The following is an 18,203-nucleotide window of genomic DNA, read 5'->3' as shown; positions in this document are numbered from 1 at the left end:
AGAGCCCTCTTTTGAGCACTCTGTTAAATGAGTCTCGCTGAGACTTAGAAATGTACTTCGATACCTGCAAATGGTCCTGACGCATCGATATCAGTAGAAATATCATCAACATCATCAAGTTCAAGCACCATTGAACGGTAACCTGCACGTAACGCGACATCCACAGCTAGATTGCCAATAACTTGCCAAGCAACCCCTATTTGATAATCTTGGATTTTGCTATCATCTATCGCCAACATACTTCCTTCAGCAAATACGCTAAAGCCCGTCATAGGCAAACCTAGTTCAGCACGTAAGTAACCAAGCGGCACCACTCCTGAAAAGTCTCTTATTTCAGTCGTAACAACGCCCTCGACTGTACCTGCTACCTGAATTGTGCCGTCAAACTGTTTAAGATTCAGACCAAAATCAAATGACACCAAATCATTGTCAAAAATTTCGTAATACAAAGTGTAATCTACATGGCTAAGATCGGTGAACGTGTTTGCCGTAGTGCCCACTGTAAAGTCTTTTCCACCAAATTCAAAAGTTTCAGACAGTGTTGTTGACCCATCTAATTCAAGCTCGGTATAACGTAATTTTATATTAGGCACGAATGGCACTGGGTGCTCAAGCGCAGCATAATAACTTGTGAAAGTTTTATCGTCGAAATTGAATGACTGAGCATTCCCTTGTTCGGCGAAATTACCCGAATTGTCGGCCTGCCACCCTTCTGCTCCTAAATACAAGCCAAGTAGGGTGTCAGCTTGAGCAACTGGTGCTAAACAGGCCATCGACAACGCGGCTGCGATACAGTACTTTTTCATTTTTTATCCTTGCGCTAAGAGTTCACTGAGTTCGATAAGAGCTGCGTTAGCTCTTGAAATATAGTTTGCCATTACTAGCGAATGATTGGCAACTAAGCCAAATCCGCTACCATTTAAAATCATTGGACTCCACACTGTTTCTTGAGTCGCTTCTAATTCTCGAATAATCTGCTGTAAGCTTACCGCGGCATTCTTTTTCGCCAATACATCGGCAAAATCGTGCTCTACTGCTTTTAAAAAGTGTAACAGCGCCCAGCTTGCGCCACGAGATTCATAAAATACATCATCAATTTTCCACCAAGATGTTTTTACTTCACTGTGACTAGGTGTATACGTAGCCTGATTAGCCGCGCTATCCCCGGCTAAATCAGTGTTAACTCTATCTTGACCAACACTGGCACTTAAACGCTGACTTAAGCTCCCCAGTCGCTTCTCAGCTTCTTTTAACCAGCCCCTTAAATTGTCCGCTCGCGCATAGAATTGACTATCTCTTTGTGCTGGATTAGCGATTTTTGATCGGTACTCTTTTAGATAGTTGACTCCAGACTGATACTCTCCCTCAGCGCTGGGCCACGCCCAGGCGGTGGAGCTTATGTTAAATTGAGGTTGTGCGAGTTTGAGTGCTGGATGCTCAGTTGATTGAGATTGAGAACGGCTAAAGTCTTTACGCATAGACAAAGCCAAATCACGTACCATCTCTAATGCCCCATATTCCCACGCTGGCATATTATCCATGAACACACTGGGCGGTAACATGTCATTAGATAAATAACCGCCAGGCTTTTGTAATAACGTTTCACTCACACTTATGAGTGTATTGGTGGTCACATAGCCCGTTACCATCTTTTCATTATTACTCTGAGCTTGCTGTTTTGCCCGCTCTACCACATCAAATTTCGCGGGCTCTACGCTCCAATAAATCGCCAACAAATAACCCAGTAAGAGTAAAGCACTCAGTGCACCAATAAACTTTCCTATATTTTGCTGCATAACTGCTCCTAATGATGTTTATGTTCAGAGTGGCTATCACCTTGCTTAGTCATTTCTTCTTGCAAGGATACCACCGTAATCGGGCTTTCTAGCTGCTCACCATTGGCGAAGTATAATGTCAAAGTCAGTCTTTCACCTCTCGTTAGTGCCTTATGAGGCTCAAATGCCATTAAATGATAGCCTCCAGGTTGAAAACTGATTGTTTGGTGAGGTGATATTGTCAGCTCATTTCGCTTTTGCATGCGCATCATTCCATCGTTGTGAATATGCTCATGAATTTCAACACGGCCAATATTTGATATGGTTGCCTTTGTTAGTATCCGTGTTTGCTCTGAATGATTCATTAACGAAAAATACGCTGCTGTCGAAGCGGCTGCAGGTAGAAACTCTCTTATCTTGGCATGCTGCACCATGAGGTTGCTAGAGTTTAACTGCTCAGCTGTTGTCTGCACTGATGTTAAACCCAGCAACATACCGGTAAATACAACAAGATATTTAACAAACATGAACATTCCCTTTAAATAGCAATAACTGCCTAAATCATAACATGAAATAGGCAGTTTCGCGCCATGAGTTCAATCATTTATATGCTAATGACTGGTTACTGGTTCATACACCAACCACCCCACTCCAACAAGCAATAATAAGGGAATAGCAATCAATATTGAGTTGAAAAGCAGTGCCAACACTAGCCCAATGAGCACGACTAAGAAAGCGCCAATTAATCCCATTCCCAGTAACGCAATGACCGCAATAAAGGCGATTGTGCCAACCAACACCGTGAACAGCTCCATCCCCACCCAACTTAAATCCATGAAAAAGTCAGGAATACTTAACCATGCAAATGGTGAGCTTAACCACGATAAGGTAGAACACAACAGCAGCGCAATCAGTACTAAAAACACGGTTTTCATAGTATTCACCCTTAGGCTTTCGTGGGTAACACAACGCTGGCTATCACATACGCAAGCACAGTCACCACTGGAAATTTAAAAAACAGTAATACGGTTAGTAATCGAGTCAACCACGTTGGCATATCAAATCGCTCAGCAACACCTGCACACACACCAGCTATTTTTTTATGACCTAGTAGGCGAAAACAACTTTTTTTCTCACTATAGTATTTCATGAAAAGCTCCTTAAGCATTCGCTGGTGCGGCGTTGCTTTGCATCTGCTGTTTTAACTGTGCCAATGAGGCATTAATTTTTTCATCTCGCTCAAACTGTGCGAACTGTTCTGCTGTTGATGACTGACCTAAGTCATAACTATCAACCTGTGCTTCAATACGCTCAACCTTGCTTTCTAGTTGCTCGAAACGACTGATCACGTTGGCGACCTCTTCACAGTGCAATGTCTGTTGTACCTTTAATCTCGCAGAGTATGTTCTTTGCGTTCGTTCCAGCTGCAATTGCTTGGTTTTTAAAACCTGAATTTTACTCACTAACTTATCCGCATCGTCTTTCAATTTGATTAACGTTTCGTCAAGTATGCTTTGTTGTTGAGTTAATTGCTGTTGATTGTCTACAAGCTGCTGCTTCTCAGTTAATGCAGCCTTAGCTAAATCTTCCCTGCCTTTGCTCAGAGCATGCTCAGCCCTTTGTTGCCATGTATCGATTTGCTTTTCATATTGAGCGTAGCGTCTATGAAGTGCTTTTTGTTCACACATGATTTCCGCCGCTGTAGCGCGACAATCGCTCAAGGCATCATTCAACTCAGTCAGCAACTGCGCTGCGAGCTTTTTAGGATCTTCTGCCTTATCTAAAAATGCATTTACTTCAGATTTCACTAAGTCTTCAATTCGGTTAATTAAGGCCATATTCTGCTCCTTTGCATTGGCGTTAGGTTGTCCTAACATTCCAATCTTTATGCCAAGGTTAAAAACCCCTTAATTTACAAATAAATAAAGAAAAATAGATATGTTCGCCGAGAGGCAATGGAAGTGAATATTCGCTGAATGCACCAAAAAATAGTGATTTTCACCACATAATGAGTCACTGTCTGTCACAAAGTTAAAGGTGGTTGATTTAACATGACTTGGCACTCACAACATGAGTTGTCTGTAGTAGTCATTAAAAAAATAGAAAGTTTGTAGTTTTTAATTAGGTAGATAATAAATAGATCTGTTAAATCTTAACCATCAATAAAAAAATAAAAAGCGCCCAGCTTTACACTCAACGCTTTTAGAAAGTATATACTTAAATCAATAACTCAATATATACTGCTAAACTCTAATGTTTAATTTGGTTAGTTTACCATCTCGTGACAACCACTTGCACAGTCTGTGCATGCATATGGATTGTTAGCCATACCACCTGCTACATTTGGAGTTAGGTTGTTTGGCAAGTTACGCTTGCTATCTGATAAATTTACTAACTTCTTTTTATTTAACTTGATTTTATTTTTCATATTACAGCTCCTTATTTGTATTTAAAGCGATTAGACATTATCAGAAACAAGGGGGAATATAATCTGTTACTAATAGCAGTTGACAGAAATAAGAAAATAAGTAAGTAGATTTTTTCTTATTTAAAATAAAGCTATTAAAAATAGGATATACAAGCGTTGATTCAACCGTAAACTAACTTTGCGAGTTAGGGACTGACTATATGATTTTCGGTAAGTGAAAATTGGTGAGCGAAAAAGCAAAGCGCCCTTTCGCTCAATTGCCCTGAAGGCAGACAAAGGTATCTTTTGGCAACGTAAGTATTTTACTGTTCAGGAACAAAGCTTAGCGCCTTTTCCATCACGCTAATATCGGCATCCTTTTTGTGTCCATTCTCTGACAGGTGACGACGGAAACCTCTCGCGCCTGGCTGGCCCTGAAATATACCTAACATATGTCGAGCAATGTGCCAAAAGTTAGCCCCTGATGACATTTGCTGTTCAAAATAACCATACATACCACGCACAACCTGATGACGAGTTTGAGTAAATGGCTTATCGCCATAAATAAGCTCATCTACTTGTGAGAGCATAAATGGGTTGCTGTACGCCTCTCGCCCAACCATTACACCATCAATATGCTGTAGGTGATGCAAGCTCTCATCTAGGGTTTTAACGCCACCATTGATACTGATGTGTAATGCTGGGTAATCTTCCTTTAATTGATAGACACGTGGGTAGTCAAGCGGCGGGATCTCTCTATTTTCTTTCGGACTTAACCCTTGCAACCAAGCTTTACGAGCGTGAATAATAAAATCATCACAACCCACCTTCGCCGATGCTTCAATTAAGGCAGTTAAAAACTCATAAGAATCCTGCTCATCAATTCCAATACGTGTTTTCACCGTCACTGGAATATCGACTTGCGCTTTCATAGCGGCAACACAATCGGCCACAAGCTGGGGCTCTGCCATAAGACACGCGCCAAAGCGACCATTTTGAACGCGATCTGACGGGCAACCAACATTCAGGTTAATTTCGCTATAACCATGCTCCGCCGCTCGTTTTGCACACTCGGCTAACGCGGTAGGATCCGAACCACCTAGCTGTAATGCAACAGGCATCTCGTGTTCACCAAAGCTGAGGTAATCACCTTTGCCGAATAAAATCGCGCCTGTTGTGATCATTTCTGTATAAAGCACAGCATGGCGCGTTAGCTTACGGTGGAATGTGCGACAATGCTTGTCAGTCCAATCGAGCATGGGCGCAACAGAAAATCGTCTGAACGTTGAATCGCTTACCATTAAAGGGCTAACGCCTGATTTAACTGTGTTTGACATATTTAATGAACCGCCTCTAGTTACCTGTAATTACCCCGAGTTTCGATATGCAATCACCCTAATATCCCCCTGAAGGGCAGAACCAAATAGATTATAGAGGACATTGCCATGGCTGGCTTACAATCGAAAAACGTAAATTATCGTCTAACGCTCTACGCAATAAATGCGTTGCTCGCAAGAAATCTAAGGGCGGGATTATACACAAAGCAAAGCGAACCTTCAGTAAAAGATTCTCACTGACATTCAAGAAAATCGTCATTCACCTTAAGTGAATTTTGCTAATTTACACAGAGGAATAATAGAATGAGCTATTTATCACAATAGCTCATTCTATGTAGTAGTTAAGATTAGTAGCCTAAGACCATATCACAGCCGTGATTATAGTAACTGACTTCTCCTTCATAATAAGCAATAACGCCTTTGTCGAAAGTTTGCTTACCTACGAAGCGGTTACCAACAAATTCATAGTCAGGGTGCCCATATTTATAGAGTTTAATCTTCTCCAGCTTATTCATATTCGGATCGGCTAATTGGATGTTAAATATACCTTTTTTAATTGCATAGTTACCACGCATTATGAAACTACGACCCGTCATATTAGTGTAAGTTGGCGCAGCATGACCCACGACTACACGCTTATTTGCTTTCACACAGATTTGGTATAAATCGTCTATGAAATAACCATCCGTTTCACTAACAAATAACACGCCTTTGCTAATTTCATCTTTACTGGTTGGAAATGGCTCGTAAGTTGCTGCATTTGAATCTTCTGAACCGAATGAATCATCTGAACCGAATGAATCATCTGAGCCGAATGAATCATCTGAGCCGAATGAATCATCTGCGCCGAATGAATCATCTGCGCCGAATGAATCATCTGCGCCGAATGAATCATCTGAGCCGAATGAATCATCTGAACCGAATGAGTCATCTGAGCCGAATGAATCATCTGCGCCGAATGAGTCATCTGAGCCGAATGAATCATCTGCGCCGAATGAGTCATCTGCGCCGAATGAGTCATCTGCGCCGAATGAGTCATCTGCGCCGAATGAGTCATCTGCACCGAATGAGTCATCTGCGCCATACGAATCACCAGCACCGAATGAATCATCAGCATAAAATGATTGTTCTAATCCCGCTCCTCGGGAATAGAGTTGAGACTGTTCTAGCTTGCTGACATTTTCAACAATATCATACACTCCAGATGCAACTGTCTTTCCTACATAAACCGTCCCAAATGCGATGGGTAAAACGGCCATTAAGTTGAATTTCATTATTTATCCTTAAGTTAGATGGTGTTTAGCCTTTGAATATAGCCACTAAGTATATGTAGCAGTTGCGCCTTAGCGACTGATATATAGCTCTCCCATTGCTGCGGAGGAATATGGTTAATATGACTTGCGATAGTGACACTTAAATACTTGAAAGACCCGCTCAACAAGACTTTGCGCGCCACGCATTCATCTTGTTCTAAGCCATATATAAAATTATTGAGGTTGGTAAGCAAATCCACTGCCCCTTGACTGCCTTCGATCTCCTTTTGCAAGGCTTGAAGGTGCATTTGCACCTCCAACTCCACATTGTCAATCACCTTGGTATTTCCATGCTGTCGCAGATACGACGGAAAACCTTCCCGTATACTTGCAACAGCTTGCTTTATATCCGTTGCACTAGGAGAACGTAAAAAGTGATCTAGAGTACTCGTTTTTGTACCTTGAATATACGCACCGTCACTCGCATTAATAATCGTTTCGTGATTACACCTTGCAATGAGTGCTTCTAGGCTCAACCTCGCTTCATTAAAAATACGGGTACTATGAACCACTCCGCCAAAGTTCCCCTTAACACTTAATTCAGCATGCATCTTATTCAAAAACAGAGGATCTTGATTATCATGGTATTGGGAATACTGACTGTGATGTTGCTGCTCATCACGAAAGCCAAAGTCACAGCCTATCAATGCTATATTCGTGAAGCCCAGTTTCAACATGATGGCCAAAGCGGCATTCACAACAGTTGGATTGCAGTGGTACAACGGCTCAAATGTGTGATCTCCGTCTCTGAGTATCTCTGTACCAATATCGTTTGCTTTTGGAAAGACTAATTTATTCTCAAACAAAGCGAGTAGTTTAGGAGAAACTGTATTGAGCGTTAATAATATTGTGCTGTTAAGACGAGGGTCTGATAACGAATCAGCTTTTAGCTCAAATATATCCGCAGTCCTTTCCATTTCAACATGAAAATCAGGAATAATACCCAGCCTCAATAAACTGGCCACCGCCGTACCACATGAGACAATAACCACATCTTTTGCCTGAGCTAAGGCTTCGATCTCTTTATCTAAACTAGGCCCATTACCCACGATAACAACCTTAGGCTGAATGGTAAAATATGACGCTAACTTTGGCGCGGATTTCAGAATATGTCTTTGATTTTGGATGGTGTGAGACAACCCAATCAGTTCATCTTCGAAAAAACCCCACATGCTGGCTAAACGATTTCGCCAAGACCTAAATTTATCAACAATTTCATCATACAATGGAGTGTTATAGTGACGAAACAAGCTGATATCAGCAAGTAGATGGTATCCATGCTTTTTCAGTATTGATCGCATTGAGTCAATAAAATCGGCATAACTTTCAATGCTTAGAATATGAAGATTTCCGCCATGCTTTCGGCAGTGCGTTTGCAATTGTGCAATATCAATGTGATTACAGGCTAACTCCAAAGAGTTGACATCATTCTCAATGATAATCACATCTGTGTATCTAACTTTTTTGAGTAAGGCTGGTATCTGCAATCCAGCACCCAGCCCCAAAAATATTATTGTGCTACGTTTTGGTACTGATGACTTTTTATAACCTAACTCTTTGGCATGCTGTGTCATCGTGGCAATGAACGTCTGATGATAGTACTTTGGTGTACTCGGAGCGCTAAAGTGCATGGATAAATGCAGTGGTGAAGATAAAAATAACGCAGCTTGTTGTTCACATAGCTGTTTAGGGCAACTAGGATAAAATGAGCGTTCAAAGTCTTTGATGTGCCCCACTTTTTCCAAATAGTCACCTTTAGAGAAAGCTCTTTTGCTCAAATGAATAATAATCTCTCGATTTCTGTCAAACATTTCTGAGCCTTGGGTCTGTTCCATTACCATTTTCCCTAATCCATTCTCTATGAATCATACTGTAGTGTGTCGATATACAAAATACTCTTCCCAGAGAAATTGTCTAAAACCTTTCAAAAAAACACCCTCACCCACTTATTACTTCAATACAATCAAAAGCATAATGAAAAAACAGAATATTACCTTATAAACAGCTTTATTTATAGAAAGACAACAGTGTAATTTTAGTTATCCCAGATAAAGCCTTGTTAACACTTTGCCTCTGTTCAAAGACAAGATAAACTAGTCATACATGTCTTTAGGAACTGAACTTTACGCGTGAAGTCGCATTTAGGCCGCCGAGCTTTTTCTGCAATGGAGTTACACACTCTATTCAATGGTTATATCTATGGTGATGAAAAGCAGCCAAGGGAACAACCCAAACATTGGCACTTTTGGCTACCACTTATTGCTTATTATTCTGGGGCTTATAGTGATGAAATTGGTAGCTTAACGCTCAGCGATATCATGACACACGAGTCGGTAACGGGCTTTAATTTTTATACACATGGCAAGCTCAAACCTCGATTTGTTCCTATACATACCGCACTGTGGCAAGCTGGCTTAGAGCAATATATCCACTTTGTAAAAGCTCAAGGCCAAACCCGCTTACTGTTTGACTTGCCCTCTAAATCGGGTCGATATAGTGAAAAGGTAAGGATCTGGTTTTCTGGCGAGGGAGAAAGGTTAGGCTATCTGCAAAAATGTGGCTTACCAAACATAGATCAACAGGGACACAAAACCGCCATTAGCAGCTTAAGATTAAACTTTGAACAACAAGTTAGGATCGCTGCAATTCAACGCGCTGAAAAACCAGCATTTCATTATCTTATGGGACTAAAAGATGAAACCTTGTTACAACAACCCAACTCTATCATTTTGAAAAAAGTCATCGCCCCCATTCGAGTCATCAACAATAATGTCCATTGGCAACGTTTTCTTGAAAGACAAAACTGATTAAAAAAACAGCCTACAGATACAAACTCTAGAGCATTTTTATTCGTCTGAATTTTAACCAAGATTAGAAAATTCTGGGCCACGCACAATAATTGCAAAATTAGCAACAAAATAAACTGGTGGAACTGGCTAAAATTACAGCAAATCAAGTTATACAGAAGGTATCTGTATCAATCGTTCACACATAAAAAAACGCCACCCTTTGGGTGGCGTTTCAAAATTCACTGTAAACAAATCTTGATTAGTTAGTACCAGTTACTGGCACTTCGTTACACTCAAGTCTAACTGTACCTGTTAGTGTGCTATCAGCTTGAACATCTTCAAAAGTAAACACTTGAGATTGACCACCACCTTCTACTTTAGCACCACGGATGGTTGCACGTACTTTGTAGTTACCGCCAGCTTCAATACCCGCAAGTTTGAAGGTTGAATTGCCTAGTGCCTGAGCTAATGAAGCAGCTTTACCATCTTTAGCATAAGTTACAATTGAACCTGAAAGATTCGCAGTCTTAGTTTCATCTGCAGCACAAACACCGTTTAAAGTCACCTCTTGGTCGATGGTTTCAACGCCGACTAATGATACTTCAACGTCACCACAGATACCTTGGTTTTCTTGCTCATACCACGTATTGCCTGCTCTATCATACAAACGAACCTTTGCAACCGCATCTGATGAAATACCAAATCTAGCAGTTGATGCACCAGAGATAACCTGTTTGGTTGTAGAACGAATGTAGCTAGAAATCGAGCCATCAGGTGAAGTCATGCTTACAGCTAAGCCGCGCGCAGGTAGCGTACCACTCACAACTTTAACAGTCACACCAGACGTACAAATTGGAACACTTTGGTTCATAGAGAAAAATGTTAGGTGATCTGTAGTGAATGTTGCAGGATAAGTACCGTCTGAATTTGCTGCACCAACTGTTGCTTGGTTAGTTTCTTGAGTCCAAGTACCCGTTGTTTCATCGTGTGATGAAATGTCTAACATGTCTCCAGCAGTCACACCGCTATCAGCAGGTAAATTTACAGAAACACTGATTGGACTAGAGAACTTCTTAACCATAGCACCAGTGTCATCAGTCATTGTAACGCTTGTTACACCCACCGGCTGAAGTACAGTAGTGGTAGATTCGCTGTTCAAACCTTCAGGGATAATCGCCCCCGCGTTTTCACTGCTTGAATCAGCAGCAATAACGTTCACAGTCACTTCAGAACCTGAGACAGCCTCACCATCTGCATTTTGGAATACCGTGTTAGCAGGTACTGTTACTGTTGATTTAGCTGTGCCTGTAGCTGCTTCCGTAGTTACAGCTGTTGCTGTTGTACCGCCTGAAACCGTAGCTGTTCCAGTCTCAACTTTCAAACCCGCAGTATCAGCAGCGACCAAGCCAAACTCTACTGGAATATCGTTACCATCGCCTTCTACCTCTGCAGATAAATCGACGATGAAGCTTTTAGTGATATAGCCGTCAGCTGACACTACCGCTGTTACTTCACCAGACGCACCATCCTTAGATAAGAACGTGAAGCTACCTGTGTCATCAACGGTAACCATGCTCAAATCTTCTTCGTTTACGTCAGTCAAGTTAGTGGCGGCTTCGCCGTCAACTAAAAATGATACTGTCGCACCTTCCAAAGCGTCTGAGTTGGCTCTGTCAACAACGTTTGCAGAGAATACTTTACTTGGTTGCTCAGTTACGAGCGTATCTGGTACTACAATTTCTGGCGGTGTTGGAGTTGGTGGTTCTACTGTAACGTTGTTGTCGTTGTCGCTAAAGCAACCCGTTAGTGCAAATGAGGCAGCGATAGACACTGCAAGAAGTGATTTTTTATTAGCAAGCATGATTAGTCCTTGTTCCATTTTTTGCAAAGGTCATTACAACCCTCACTGAGTTTTGTAAATCAAATATATACTATAGAAAGTTCTAGAGTATTTTCAAATTATAGTTAAGCAGTAATTTCGGCACCACACAAGTTAAAAACTGCTCAAATTTTGAGATTAAAACTTCAGTTAACCGCTTCTCTTGCATGAAGATTCTGTTCAATTACCGACCAACTTTTCACTAAACTCCAGCTACAGCGCAGCTTTGCTATAGATGAAGTACATCACTTAACTATATTGCCCTGTTCCGTTTTATGGCTGTATTAAAAATCAGCATTAGTATCCACAGTCACTACATCGTAGAATACGGATAGCTTATTTAATATACAACCTTTACTGCTCTAAAAACACCCCAACACATTACTTTTCAGCAAGTTAGTAACATTAAAGTTGTATTACAACAACCAGTTCCCACAATGCTTACTTAACGAAATGTTAAGTGCACTGCTCACAACTTGGTCTAATTAGCGTAAATATAACTATTCGATAACCTGCTTGGGTTTAATACCGTTCTGTTAATTTACTGAAATATAGGGTGTTACTGCCCACTTCTTTTAACATGAGATATATTTAATTAGAGTTTTATGATGTATAAAACTGTGCTCAAAGAAACCGATGCGGGTATGAAGGTTGAAGAAGTGTGTCGAAAATATGGGATCAGCAGTTGTCCACTTCCCTTAACATGAGACATGTTTAATTAGAGTTTTCTGTAATATCACAAACAGGAGACAACGATGAAAAAGTCACGTTTTACAGAATCTCAGATCATAGCTGTGCTTAAAGAAACTGATGCGGGTATGAAGGTTGAAGAAGTGTGCCGCAAGCATGGGATCAGCAGTGCTACGTATTACAACTGGAAAGCTAAATATGGCGGGATGGAAGCGTCAGATGTTAAGCGCTTGAAAGAGCTTGAAGAAGAAAATGCCAAGCTTAAGAAGATGTATGCTGATGTTAGCCTAGAAAATCATGCGATAAAGGAGTTATTCGCAAAAAAGGGTTGGTGACAGCGAAGTAGCGCCAGCACACTGGTTCAAGCGGGTTTAAGTATTCTAAAAGCGTGTAAGTTTGTGGGTATTGGTCGCGCTACCTACTACCGCTCAGAACGAGACTGGCGAAAGGCTGACGCAGCTGTCATTGATGCCATCAATGCAGAATTAAAAAAACCTAGAGCTGGATTCTGGCAATGCTGCTGTAACCACCTACTGAAGTAGGTGGTCTAGAGTTGAAAATTAAAGTTGCATTACGACAATGCATTTCCATAATCGTTACTTAACGAAATGTTAAGTAGGCTTCACGCAATCGAGCCAAGTTAGCGTAAATATAACTACTCGATAACCTACCTTGGTTTAATATCGTCCTGTTGATACTAACTGGAGTATCAAGTTGTAATGCGCTACCAATAGCTAGGTTGTTGTGTTCCTCACCTATTCGTGTACTTACGGTATGCCTCCAGGCCTCATTACCTTTCAGTTGACCATATCGTGTCACGGCCATATCTTTGCGTGGTGTTAATGGGATACTAAAGGCTATGCCAGCCATTTGAACATCAGTATCTTGCGCGAAAATTGACACATAACTATCACCGAACCAAAAGCGCGTTTCCAGTTTTACCCCACTGTCTTCATAAAAAAATCGACCTGCAGTCGCATGAAAACTCACATCTTTTTCAACCCAGTTGTAGCGATAAGAGACGGTTTGATAATCGCGATCGGCTTGGTAATCTTCATATTCCAAGTAAGCCATATCGGCGGTAATTTGATGTCGGCCATTTTGGCTCAACCATGAGGTCTCATTTTTGATACCTACATAGTCGTGAAACTCCTTAAAGAAGCCAACGTGCGTTTGGTTATATATGCCGTAGGGTAGTTCAAAGGTTTGATACAAAGTTGCCTGTGTTATGCCACTTTGTTTAGCAAATGGACCAAATGGTCGATGCGCTTCGAAATCGTCGGTTTTAGCGACTTCAGTTTCAGCGACAACACTAAGACCACCACCATACCACATGGGAAGGTCTATCGCGGCGCTGATTGCGAGTGAAAAGTCGTATACGCCTAACTCTGTCGCTAAGTTAGTATCTAGAGAGGGCCCCAGAGTTAAACGAGGCTTAAAATAAGGACTGTTAGTTTTAGGCATACCTACCCAAGAAACACTGCCGATGGGTTCCATTTCACCTCGTCGAATGTCCATATCAGGTGTAGCACTAGTATTGATAAATTCACGGTAGTTATCTATCTTCCCTGTGACCAATAACATAGGCATTCCACGGTTTAACAACTGAACGCTGTATTGTGCATTGGGCTCATCGATATGTTCTACGATCCTGCCCAATACCACTCCAATAGCATCTATATCATTACGGTTAAATACATAGTTTTCAAAGCTCACTACAATATGAGGGTCACGACTAAAGCCTACACTTATCGCTTCAAAACCATCATTGATCAAAGCATTTTTTAAAGCACGCGTCTGTAATGTTAAAGATCTGCTGTCACTACCACGCTCATTAATTTCCTTTTTAGCTTCATCTATTGGCTTTTGTGCCAAATCTCGCTGTTTTTGGTAATGCGCCTGAAACGCGGCTTCTCGTTTCTCATGGTTATCGAGTATAGGCGCAGGCGCTGCTTCAGCTGGAGCATTAAGTTCAGCTTGCGTAAACAGCGGCATGTTAAAATTAATCCCCCAATATGTATCTTTCTCAGTATGCTCTGTATCACTATAGAACTTACTTGTAAGGGTTAATGTACCAACATTGAAAAGCCACTCTTTTGGCACCTCAAGACGTAGCCCCGCATTCATCGCATCAGCATCGTGCTCTAGCAGCAAAGTAAACCAATCTAGTGGTTGCCATTCGATACCAACAAATGCGCCATCCAACTGGCCTGTCGCCCTTTGGCTGTTACCTAAACCAAGTGAAAAGCTAAAGTCCTGCCACTCTTTTGTCGCAGCCATATAATACGTTTTGTATTTATTTGCGGCTCCACCAATATCTTTATAGCCTAAAGCAAGCGAAAACCAGTCTGATGGTATATATGGAATCATATACTTAGCATTAAAAGATAAATCTCTTATCTGTCCATCGACTACAAACATATTGTCATGCATTGTATTTGATGCAATTTGACCACTCACTTCAAGGTTTTCAAAAACTCCAACAGAGAATATATAGTTGTAGCCATCAAGATACTTTTCACCTCGAAAATCGAATTGATTATTGAACCCGAAATCAAATACACCAGTGCCCTGTACTTTTGCGTTTGGTACATTTAACAAACCGGTATAGCCGTTGAATGACTGATAGGAATCTGATTCGGCAGCAAAAATATCACCACAGTAAAATACAAAAGCCGCTGTGTAATAAAAATTTAATTTTTTCATTTTTAATTCTTACTTTTAATTTAAATTAAACCGAGTTAAAACCACTCAAACAACCAGCGACGCATATACTACACACTACAAAACGCCGAGTATTTTTTTGGCGATCTCTTGTGAACTTAACCCAACTGAAAACACATTCGAAATATCAAACCCTGTAACATTGTGAGTATCATTACTTTCCAAAAGCTTTTCAAACAGCTCATCCTCATTATCATAGCAATATGAATTTTCTTTGAAATAATGTGGAATAGGGTGCTCAGGGAACTCATACAAATATAGCGGAGACAATGCTCCACAAAGCCCTAACAATGAAGAATAGTGACCGAGATAATAAGCAGAATAAGGCAAACTTTCTCTTTCTAATGAAAAACCTAGCCCTTCATATAAACTTAAGTCAGATCTTGGGTGAAGTTTTACGTAAACTTCTAAGGACCCTTTTTTAGCGAAATCAGATAGTTTTTTCAAAAAACGTTCCATCTCACATCTCTCTAGCCTTCCGTCTTCCACCAAAGTCTGAGCTACATAACACACTGAGTTCAAAATTTTTGGTCTACTTTTAATTTTATCAACCTTGCGCAGTTCATGATAGCCAACATCAAAGATAACGTCTCTATCATAACCAAAATTTTCATGATGATAAGTTTCCCAATATTTCCCATAAACAAAAACATACGAAGAGTTAACATCATTAAAAAAGGGAATAGCCTTAGTATAGTCAACTGATTTGACAAAGTGCTTTAAGAAACTTTTAAAAACAAAAGGAAATGAAGCGCCTATAGCCTTCGCAACGACTTTTGAGTACTGTGCATACCTAAAAGTTTTATAAATATTATTTATAAAAAGAGACTTGTGTCTTTTTAAATGAGGGATATACATCCCATGCTGAATCATGATTGACTTGATACTTAAGTTTTTTGCTACTGTTACAAATGCACTGTCCCCAAGCCTTTGAGCATTATGGACTAGAATATCTATTTCATTATTTTTCAATAGGCCATTGATATAATTGTAAGATACATGTTTCACATGAATACATTGAACACTCAATGAATCTAAAAAATTAAATGCTTCATCATTATACTGATCATAGAACGCCACAATACTATGTCCCTGAAGACGAAGTTCAGAAATAATTGAACCTATATAATTTTTATGATTAATAAGATTTACATCGTAAATACCGATATTCATAATTTACCTTTGTAACCTGTATACCCTTTAAGAAAACCTTTGCTATAAGAAATTGGGTGATATCCACTTTTAATAATTGATAATGGAAAGCGAAGCACAAGTTTCGCTATTTTCTTAATGGTATAAAGAATTGGAAAGTATTCACCTTCGACTCTCGTAAGAAGAAGCTTTTTACAAAACGCCCCATGCCCTAGAGAATAAAGATACGTTTTTTCAGGCGAGTATCGGCCAGGATTCTCGTGATAGACAATAAGCTCAGGCTCGTATAAGCCTGTCGCGCCTTCCATCAGCATATGATAAACAAGGTCAAGCTCTTCACAACTAGAAAACTTTGCACCTAAACCAAACTCCTCGTCAAACCTTAAGTTCTTTTCATTTATGAAGCTTCTCTTAATGAAAATTGAAATAGATGTTATCGCAGAAATAAAGTTATACATATCAATCTTCGACTTCTCGTGCAACTGACTATACTGAGTAAAATCAAGAGAGTGTGGAACTCTAACACTTCCACTATACATATCTAAGTTAGACTTACTTAAACCAACAAATGTCTCATAGATTTTCTTGTCATATAATGCATCATCGTCAACAAAGGTAATATAGTCGCCTGTCGAAAAGTTAATCCCTGTATTTCTGCTATAACTTAGCCCTTTCTTAATTGAGTGGAAATAAAGCACTTCAAACTTAAAGTCAAAACTTTGCAAAATATCATAAGTTTTATTATTGAAGCTTTGATCAATTATAAGTAATTCAAAATTATCACGATTGATTCCTTCAATACCGTTCAAGGACTCTAGTGTTTCTCCAATAATTTCATATCTGTCGCAGGTAGCTAGAATATATGAAAGTTTCATAAATCACCTATGGGGATTATTAATCTTAATGTTTTGTATTGAAGGCAAGTTTGCTCTAGTGACATAACCTTGTTCGATAAAAAGGTCATCTAAATAGTATAATGGCTTGTGATTAAAGATAGGGAAATTGTAGTAAAAAGAACTTGAGCCTAAGATCCAGTTACTAGAAAGAGTAAACAGTATCACAATAAAAAACATATGACGCTGCTTGAAATTACAATACTTGTAAAAAAATAAAAAATAAAGGTAACCAGTCAAAATTGTAAATACCGAAGCAAAAACTCGTGTAGTCAAACCAGGAACATAGCTAAATGTAAGCGTTATAACATAAATGGTTATCAAACTATAAATCAGCGAGTTTTTAACCCTGAAAAGAACACTCATAAAAATCAAAACAAGTAAGTACACACTTGCAATAAATGCCACTTTAAATGAATCAAAATAAAAACCAACGCCATCAAGTTTAGCAAATGCCGATTTAAATTTAGCAAGTAAAAAAGCATCGTATCCCAACATATATGTCAAAATAACACTAAAACTTATAAAACCGATAATCGCAACGATAGAAGAAGTAAAAATAACCTTGAAACATTTATTAATAGAGTCTATAGAAAATAAATAGCGCAATAAAAAATAAATGGGCAATGCGCTCAAATGAAAAATACTAGCAATTGTTAAAAAGACAAATTTTTGATTTCTACCTGTCGAAAATAAGGCAAATAAAATAAAAAATGAAGAGTACCCTTGTCTCAAATGGTTTAATGTCGCTCCATGCTTAAAGAAAATAAATGTTAAAGCTGATAGTACTGCCAGCTCTCTCAAACTTAGCTTTAAGGATCTACCTATGAAAAAGATTAAGGATATTAAGATAACTACTTGTGTCAACGCATAAGATAGTTTAACTAAATATGGATAACTTCCTCCATATAAACAAGAAAGAATATAGTTAAAAAATGGCAATGCTATCTCTAGACCTAGTCCAAAAACAAAACCATCGTAACTAAAACCATGCTCTAAAAAATATACATAATTATTATAATAGGTAGTAAAATCTTGCTCTTCATAAAGAAAAATAGGATATGAAAAGGCCGTAATAGCAGTCGACAATCCCACTCCAGTAAGAGCTATATAAAAAAACATGCTCAGTGTTCGCTCATCAATATTATCCATTGATTCTGAAATCAGAATCAATGTAATAATATTCAAAATGAACGCTAAGATTGGTGAAAAACAAAGAAATAGCAAGTTAAGGAACAGGAAAA

16 protein-coding genes and 1 pseudogene are annotated in these 18,203 nt (G+C 39.5%); 2 read left to right on the top strand and 15 right to left on the bottom strand.

Annotation, left to right across the window (positions count from 1 at the left end; genetic code table 11):
* Positions 1–44: 44 nt before the first annotated feature.
* The 10 genes from C2M32_RS04875 to C2M32_RS04835 all read right to left on the bottom strand — a co-directional run bounded on the left by C2M32_RS04875 (position 45) and on the right by C2M32_RS04835 (position 8,667).
* Entirely contained in the window at positions 45–806 is a 762-nt protein-coding gene (locus C2M32_RS04875) for a TIGR04219 family outer membrane beta-barrel protein (RefSeq protein WP_105167376.1), read from the bottom strand.
* Between the two features lie 3 nt (positions 807–809).
* The gene (locus C2M32_RS04870) at positions 810–1,796 is read right to left on the bottom strand and encodes a DUF2333 family protein (RefSeq protein WP_105167375.1); all 987 of its coding nucleotides are present in this window, start codon (positions 1,794–1,796) and stop codon (positions 810–812) included.
* A gap of 8 nt (positions 1,797–1,804) precedes the next feature.
* A complete protein-coding gene (locus C2M32_RS04865) occupies positions 1,805–2,302 on the bottom strand; it encodes a copper chaperone PCu(A)C (RefSeq protein ID WP_158678137.1) in 498 nt (165 codons plus the stop codon).
* 84 nt (positions 2,303–2,386) lie between these two features.
* Positions 2,387–2,710 carry a hypothetical protein gene (locus C2M32_RS04860; protein WP_105167373.1) on the bottom strand — a complete coding sequence of 108 codons (324 nt, stop codon included), beginning with the start codon at positions 2,708–2,710 and terminating at the stop codon, positions 2,387–2,389.
* 11 nt (positions 2,711–2,721) lie between these two features.
* Positions 2,722–2,925 (bottom strand): PspC domain-containing protein, encoded by a 204-nt coding sequence (locus tag C2M32_RS04855; RefSeq protein WP_105167372.1) that lies wholly within the window; start codon positions 2,923–2,925, stop codon positions 2,722–2,724.
* Positions 2,926–2,935: 10 nt separating this feature from the next.
* Positions 2,936–3,613, bottom strand: coding sequence for a PspA/IM30 family protein (locus C2M32_RS04850; RefSeq protein WP_105167371.1), 678 nt, complete (start codon positions 3,611–3,613; stop codon positions 2,936–2,938).
* Positions 3,614–4,041: 428 nt separating this feature from the next.
* Entirely contained in the window at positions 4,042–4,203 is a 162-nt protein-coding gene (locus C2M32_RS20445; RefSeq protein ID WP_158678136.1) for a hypothetical protein, read from the bottom strand.
* Positions 4,204–4,505: 302 nt separating this feature from the next.
* Positions 4,506–5,519: a tRNA dihydrouridine(20/20a) synthase DusA gene (gene dusA, locus C2M32_RS04845; protein WP_105167370.1), complete on the bottom strand. Its 1,014-nt coding sequence runs from the start codon at positions 5,517–5,519 to the stop codon at positions 4,506–4,508.
* Positions 5,520–5,866: 347 nt separating this feature from the next.
* Complete coding sequence (locus C2M32_RS04840; protein ID WP_105167369.1) at positions 5,867–6,793, bottom strand: hypothetical protein; 927 nt, start codon at positions 6,791–6,793, stop codon at positions 5,867–5,869.
* Between the two features lie 14 nt (positions 6,794–6,807).
* The gene (locus C2M32_RS04835) at positions 6,808–8,667 is read right to left on the bottom strand and encodes a motility associated factor glycosyltransferase family protein (protein WP_158678135.1); all 1,860 of its coding nucleotides are present in this window, start codon (positions 8,665–8,667) and stop codon (positions 6,808–6,810) included.
* Between the two features lie 294 nt (positions 8,668–8,961).
* On the opposite strand from C2M32_RS04835, the gene C2M32_RS04830 reads away from it, so the two are divergent.
* Complete coding sequence (locus tag C2M32_RS04830) at positions 8,962–9,639, top strand: hypothetical protein (protein WP_199886115.1); 678 nt, start codon at positions 8,962–8,964, stop codon at positions 9,637–9,639.
* Positions 9,640–9,880: 241 nt separating this feature from the next.
* Here the strand turns inward: C2M32_RS04830 and C2M32_RS04825 are convergent, their stop codons facing one another.
* Positions 9,881–11,482 carry a hypothetical protein gene (locus C2M32_RS04825; protein ID WP_105167367.1) on the bottom strand — a complete coding sequence of 534 codons (1,602 nt, stop codon included), beginning with the start codon at positions 11,480–11,482 and terminating at the stop codon, positions 9,881–9,883.
* A 773-nt stretch (positions 11,483–12,255) separates the two neighbouring features.
* On the opposite strand from C2M32_RS04825, the pseudogene C2M32_RS21140 reads away from it, so the two are divergent.
* Positions 12,256–12,516: pseudogene (locus tag C2M32_RS21140) on the top strand (transposase); the annotation flags it as partial.
* A 274-nt stretch (positions 12,517–12,790) separates the two neighbouring features.
* On the opposite strand, the gene C2M32_RS04815 reads toward C2M32_RS21140, so the two are convergent.
* The 4 genes from C2M32_RS04815 to C2M32_RS04800 form a co-directional block, all read right to left on the bottom strand.
* Complete coding sequence (locus C2M32_RS04815) at positions 12,791–14,896, bottom strand: YjbH domain-containing protein (protein ID WP_105167366.1); 2,106 nt, start codon at positions 14,894–14,896, stop codon at positions 12,791–12,793.
* Between the two features lie 75 nt (positions 14,897–14,971).
* Positions 14,972–16,087, bottom strand: coding sequence for a polysialyltransferase family glycosyltransferase (locus C2M32_RS04810; protein ID WP_105167365.1), 1,116 nt, complete (start codon positions 16,085–16,087; stop codon positions 14,972–14,974).
* Positions 16,084–16,941, bottom strand: a complete 858-nt coding sequence (locus tag C2M32_RS04805) for a glycosyltransferase family 2 protein (protein ID WP_105167364.1) — start codon at positions 16,939–16,941, stop codon at positions 16,084–16,086. Before C2M32_RS04805 ends, C2M32_RS04810 begins: the two co-directional genes overlap by 4 nt.
* Positions 16,942–16,944: 3 nt before the next feature.
* Positions 16,945–18,111 (bottom strand): EpsG family protein, encoded by a 1,167-nt coding sequence (locus tag C2M32_RS04800; RefSeq protein WP_158678134.1) that lies wholly within the window; start codon positions 18,109–18,111, stop codon positions 16,945–16,947.
* Positions 18,112–18,203: the final 92 nt, after the last annotated feature.

The organism is Pseudoalteromonas sp. T1lg23B, assembly GCF_002964665.1.
GTDB lineage: Bacteria > Pseudomonadota > Gammaproteobacteria > Enterobacterales > Alteromonadaceae > Pseudoalteromonas.
This window is presented reverse-complemented; position numbering and strand designations above follow the sequence as displayed.

What these genes read in the sequence shown, in the direction of transcription:
- C2M32_RS04875 (WP_105167376.1), bottom strand. Translation starts at nt 806, where the DNA reads ATGAAAAAGTACTGTATCGCAGCCGCGTTGTCGATGGCCTGTTTAGCA.
- C2M32_RS04870 (WP_105167375.1), bottom strand. Translation starts at nt 1,796, where the DNA reads ATGCAGCAAAATATAGGAAAGTTTATTGGTGCACTGAGTGCTTTACTC.
- C2M32_RS04865 (WP_158678137.1), bottom strand. Translation starts at nt 2,302, where the DNA reads ATGTTTGTTAAATATCTTGTTGTATTTACCGGTATGTTGCTGGGTTTA.
- C2M32_RS04860 (WP_105167373.1), bottom strand. Translation starts at nt 2,710, where the DNA reads ATGAAAACCGTGTTTTTAGTACTGATTGCGCTGCTGTTGTGTTCTACC.
- C2M32_RS04855 (WP_105167372.1), bottom strand. Translation starts at nt 2,925, where the DNA reads ATGAAATACTATAGTGAGAAAAAAAGTTGTTTTCGCCTACTAGGTCAT.
- C2M32_RS04850 (WP_105167371.1), bottom strand. Translation starts at nt 3,613, where the DNA reads ATGGCCTTAATTAACCGAATTGAAGACTTAGTGAAATCTGAAGTAAAT.
- C2M32_RS20445 (WP_158678136.1), bottom strand. Translation starts at nt 4,203, where the DNA reads ATGAAAAATAAAATCAAGTTAAATAAAAAGAAGTTAGTAAATTTATCA.
- dusA (WP_105167370.1), bottom strand. Translation starts at nt 5,519, where the DNA reads ATGTCAAACACAGTTAAATCAGGCGTTAGCCCTTTAATGGTAAGCGAT.
- C2M32_RS04840 (WP_105167369.1), bottom strand. Translation starts at nt 6,793, where the DNA reads ATGAAATTCAACTTAATGGCCGTTTTACCCATCGCATTTGGGACGGTT.
- C2M32_RS04835 (WP_158678135.1), bottom strand. Translation starts at nt 8,667, where the DNA reads ATGGAACAGACCCAAGGCTCAGAAATGTTTGACAGAAATCGAGAGATT.
- C2M32_RS04825 (WP_105167367.1), bottom strand. Translation starts at nt 11,482, where the DNA reads ATGCTTGCTAATAAAAAATCACTTCTTGCAGTGTCTATCGCTGCCTCA.
- C2M32_RS04815 (WP_105167366.1), bottom strand. Translation starts at nt 14,896, where the DNA reads ATGAAAAAATTAAATTTTTATTACACAGCGGCTTTTGTATTTTACTGT.
- C2M32_RS04810 (WP_105167365.1), bottom strand. Translation starts at nt 16,087, where the DNA reads ATGAATATCGGTATTTACGATGTAAATCTTATTAATCATAAAAATTAT.
- C2M32_RS04805 (WP_105167364.1), bottom strand. Translation starts at nt 16,941, where the DNA reads ATGAAACTTTCATATATTCTAGCTACCTGCGACAGATATGAAATTATT.
- C2M32_RS04800 (WP_158678134.1), bottom strand. Translation starts at nt 18,111, where the DNA reads ATGGATAATATTGATGAGCGAACACTGAGCATGTTTTTTTATATAGCT.